Below are 4,564 nucleotides of genomic sequence, written 5' to 3'. Positions count from 1 at the left end.
AACGGCCGCCGCGCGACGGGCATGACCTTCGCGGCCAGCTCGTTCGCGCAGAAGCTCGGCACGGCTGTCGCCGTCGGCGTCATCGGCACGCTGTTCACGGCGCTGGGCTATGTGCCCAACGCGGTGCAATCGGCCGACTCCCAGGCCGGCATCGTCTGGCTGATGTCCGTGATCCCGGCCGGCTTCACGCTGCTGGCCGCCGTCATCATGGTCTTCTACACGCTGGACAACCCCACCATGGCGCGCATCCAGGCCGACCTGGCCGCGCGCAAGTTCTCCACTTCACCGGTCTGACGCCCATGCTGCGACACCTCGATGACGGCGAGCGCTGCGAGCTCACCAGCCCCACCGCCCTGCCCCAGGCCGCCGGCTTCCTGTGGAACCGTCGCATGATGATCCAGGTGACCTGCCGCGGCTACGCCACCGCGCAGTTCATGCAGCCCGAGCCGGCCAAGTACGCCCATGCGCCCAACCTGGAGGCCAAGACCTTCATGCAGCCGGAGCAGGCCTACTACGCCCACCACCCCGGCCGCTTCGTCTACGTGAAGGACGAGGACACGGGCGAGCTGTTCTCGGCGCCGTATGAGCCGGTGCGTGCGCCGGTCGACAGCTTCAGCTTCGTCGTCGGCCGGTACGACCTGAGCTGGACGGTGGAGCACCTCGGCCTGCGCGTGGAGATGGCGTTAGGCCTGCCGACCGACGATGTCGTCGAGCTGTGGGAGGCTCGCGTCACCAACCTTTCGGGCCGGCCACGGCGCATCAGCGTCGTGCCCTACTTTCCCATCGGCTACATGTCGTGGATGAACCAGTCGGCCGAGTGGCGCGCCGACCTGGGCGGCATCGTGGCCAGCAGCGTGACGCCCTACCAGAAGGTGGCGGACTACTTCAAGAACCTGCAGCTCAAGGACAAGACCTATTTCCTCTGCGAGTGCCCGCCCGATGCCTGGGAAGCCAGCCAAGGCGCGTTTGAAGGAGAAGGCGGCTTGCACCGGCCCAGCGCGCTGCAGGCCGAGCAACTGGCCGGCGGCGACGCTCGCTACGAGACACCCGCCGCTGCCATGCAGTACCGGCTGGCGCTGCGGCCCAATGAGAGCAAGACCTACCGCTTCCTGTTTGGCCCTGCGCTGGACGACGCCGAGATCGCCAGCGTGCGCGAGACCTACCTCAGTGAAGCCGGCTTCGCCCGCGCCCACGCCGCCTATGCCGACTACATCGACAGCGGCCGCGGCTGCCTGCGCATCAAGACACCCGATGCCGACTTCGACCGCTTCGTCAATCACTGGCTGCCGCGCCAGGTTTTCTATCACGGCGACGTGAACCGGCTCAGCACCGACCCGCAGACGCGCAACTACCTGCAGGACAACCTCGGCATGGCCTATATCGCGCCGAGCGTCACGCGCGGAGCGCTGCTGCACGCGCTGAGCCAACAGGCCGCCAACGGCTCGATGCCGGACGGCATCCTGCTGATCGAAGGCGCCGAGCTGAAGTACATCAACCAGGTACCGCACACCGACCACTGCGTTTGGCTGCCTGTGTGCCTGCAGGCCTACCTGGACGAGGCGGGCGACTTCGCGCTGTTGGATGTAGTGGTGAACGACCTCACCGTCGCCGAACGGCTGGACGCCGCCATGACCTGGCTGCAGCAGGACCGCGACGCGCGCGGCCTGAGCTACATCGCCCAGGGCGACTGGTGCGACCCGATKAACATGGTGGGCTACAAGGGCCGTGGCGTGTCGGGCTGGCTCACTGTGGCGGCCGCCTATGCGATGCGGCTGTGGAGCAGCATTTGCGCCGACGCAGGCCGCGCCGAGCAAGCCGCGCATTGGCAGGCGGCGGTCAACGAACTGAATGCCGCCGCCAACCGCCACCTGTGGGACGGCGACTGGTTCGCCCGCGGCATCACGGACGACGGCGTTGTCTTCGGCGTCAGCGCCGACACCGAGGGCCGCATCTACCTCAACCCGCAGTCCTGGGCCATGCTCAGCGGTGCCGCGAGCGGCGAGCAGCGCATGAAGATGCTGGCCGCCATCGACGCCCAGCTCGACACGCCACACGGCATGGCCATGTTCAACCCGCCCTACTCCGGCATGCGCGACGATGTGGGCCGCGTCACGCAGAAGCACCCCGGCTCGGCCGAGAACGGCGCGGTCTACAACCACGCCGCCAGCTTCTACGTGCATGCGCTGTACGACGCCGGCGAGGGCGACCGCGCCTACAGCGCGCTGCGCCGAATGGTTCCGGGCCCTGACGAGGCCGACTATTCGCAGCGCGGCCAGTTGCCGGTCTTCATCCCCAACTACTACCGCGGCGCGCACCAGCAGTTCCCGCGTACGGCCGGCCGCTCCAGCCAGCTGTTCAACACCGGCACCGCGGCCTGGGCCTATCGCTGCGTCATCGAAGGCTTGTGCGGGCTGCGTGGCCACGCGCAGGGGCTGTCAGTGAGGCCGCAACTGCCCGACGGCTGGGACCATCTCAACGCCGAGCGCGAGTTCCGCGGTGCGCGCTTCAAGCTGCGGGTGCGCCGCACGGGCACGGCTTGCATCCATCTTGATGGTCAACCGTTGGCCGATGACTTGGTGCGCAATATCGAAGCCGGGCGCGAGTACCGGCTCGACGTTGAGCTGGGGAACCGCTCCAAGACGTGATTTCGCTGGAGGCGCATCAAGTCGCTGATGGTCGAGCAGGTTCCGTGATGCTCAGGGGGCGACGTGCGTGTGGTAGATCTTGCTGATCACGATCCACTTTCCATCGACCTTCAGCAGATGGAAGAAATCGGTGAAGCAAAAACCGGAGACGTCATTGGTGTCGATGCGGGCGCTGGCGGCGGTGCCGACGATGTCGACTCTGACGATCGCAGCTTGCGCTTCGGGCGAAGGACGAAAGGAACTGTCGATCCCGTCGAACAAATTCTGAATTGCACCACCCGACAGCTTGCCGTCCGCGCCGAGGCCAAAGATGGTTGCCTGGTCGCTGAAGGCGGGCTTCATGATGCTGCTCTTGGCCTGCTTGCAGCCATCGTTGTACTTGTTCAGCACCTCGACGATCGCGTGGTACTCCTGGACGTAAACAGGTTTGCTCATGATTTGATCCGGGTTGAGGTTGGGAATTCAATGGGCTCCAGACACGGCGTTGGAACCCGGGGCAGCGACGCCGCCCGCGACTACAGCGGTTGAGCGTGCAGCACGCCGCCGGCATGCACGAAGTTGCCGCCACCGAGGTGGTGGATGGTCTGCAGCGCCACGTTGTCATCGCGAAACAACCAATGTCCGTTCGCGAAGATGCGTTCGTCGGCTGCGGCCGCAACCACCTCCGCGAAGCAGGTGTCGTAGGCATCCTCGGTATGCGGTTCGCGAATCAGTCGGCATTCAAGCCAGGCGGCGCAGCCCAACTCGATCAGCGGCACGCCGAATGCCGGACCTTTTCTTGCGGCGATTCCGTGGCGAGCGAACTTGTCGATATCGCGGCCGCTGGCACTGCCGACGGCGTAGGTCAGGTCAACCAGCGCCGCACCCGGAAGGCAGAGGCCGAACGCACCGCTGGCCGTGACGAGTTCGCGCGTATGAGTACGCTTGTCGATGACGACGGCAACGCGCGGCGGTGTGAATTCAACTGGCATTGACCAAGCGGCAGCCATCACATTGCGGCGCTCGCCGTCCGCACTGGTCACCAGCACGGTTGGGCCGTGGTTGATCAGGCGGCTGGCGTGCTCTAGCGCAACCGGTCGGAAATGCTCGTTCATGGTGCTTTTGGATGGAAGCAGGAAAAGTGAACCCCGACCCGGGAGCCGGGTAAGTCGAATCACCGACGCGCGTAGTCCTCAGCGGGCTTGTCGGTCGGACTCACCCAGGCGGCCTTTGTCTCTTCAGAGGCCGGCAGATTGACGGCGGTGTTGGTGGGCGGGATCGGCTTCATGAACCACTTGTCGTAGAGCTGCGCAATCTCGCCGCTCTTCATCAGGCCTCGCAGCGTGTTGTCGATGCTTTGCTTGAAGGCGAGATCGTCCTTGCGGATCATGATCGCGATCGGCTCCACGCCGAGCACCTCGCCGACGATTCTGAAATCGGCCGGATTGCGCGACTTGGCAATGTTGCCGGCCAGCACTTGAGCGTCCATCACGAAGGCATCGGCACGCCCGGAATCGAGATTGAGCATGCTGTCGGTGTGGTCCTTGCCGAAGATCTCCTGGAACTCGACGCCCGCGGCCTTTTGGTGCTTGCGTAGGAGCAGCACGCTGGTCGTGCCGGTGGTCGTCGCGACCTTGCGGCCGTTCAACTGACTGATCGACTGAATGCCTGAGTTCGCCTTCACGGCGATGCGGATTTCCTCGACATAAGTGGTGAGGGCAAACGCGACCTGTTGTTGGCGGGCGGCGTTGTTGGTCGTTGAGCCGCATTCGATGTCGACCGTACCGTTTTGCAGCAGCGGCGTCCGATTGGCCGACGACACGGGTTGGTACTTGATGTCCAGCTTTGCGAGTCCAAGCTGCTTCTGGATGTCGGCCAGCGCGCGATGGCACAAGTCGATGTGAAAACCGACGTACTTCCCGCCACCGATGGTGTACGAC

General features: G+C 65.0%; 5 protein-coding genes. 2 read left to right on the top strand and 3 right to left on the bottom strand.

Going from position 1 to position 4,564, the window contains the following annotated elements; genetic code table 11:
- The coding region (locus AC1DU6_RS20895; protein ID WP_477859307.1) for an MFS transporter at positions 1 to 294 on the top strand (294 nt) is incomplete at its 5' end.
- A gap of 5 nt (positions 295 to 299) precedes the next feature.
- On the top strand, positions 300 to 2,645 hold the full coding sequence (locus AC1DU6_RS20890; RefSeq protein ID WP_477859305.1) for a GH36-type glycosyl hydrolase domain-containing protein: 2,346 nt from the start codon (positions 300 to 302) through the stop codon (positions 2,643 to 2,645).
- 51 nt (positions 2,646 to 2,696) lie between these two features.
- On the opposite strand, the gene AC1DU6_RS20885 is transcribed toward AC1DU6_RS20890, so the two are convergent.
- From AC1DU6_RS20885 to AC1DU6_RS20875, 3 genes are all read right to left on the bottom strand, one after another.
- Positions 2,697 to 3,080, bottom strand: coding sequence for a nuclear transport factor 2 family protein (locus AC1DU6_RS20885; protein WP_457324579.1), 384 nt, complete (start codon positions 3,078 to 3,080; stop codon positions 2,697 to 2,699).
- Positions 3,081 to 3,160: 80 nt separating this feature from the next.
- Positions 3,161 to 3,739: a flavin reductase family protein gene (locus AC1DU6_RS20880; RefSeq protein ID WP_477859303.1), complete on the bottom strand. Its 579-nt coding sequence runs from the start codon at positions 3,737 to 3,739 to the stop codon at positions 3,161 to 3,163.
- Positions 3,740 to 3,798: 59 nt separating this feature from the next.
- Positions 3,799 to 4,564 (bottom strand): amino acid ABC transporter substrate-binding protein (locus tag AC1DU6_RS20875; protein WP_477859301.1); only part of this gene is annotated, 766 nt, incomplete at its 5' end.

Source organism: Roseateles sp. P5_B10 (assembly GCF_056400485.1).
This window is presented reverse-complemented; position numbering and strand designations above follow the sequence as displayed.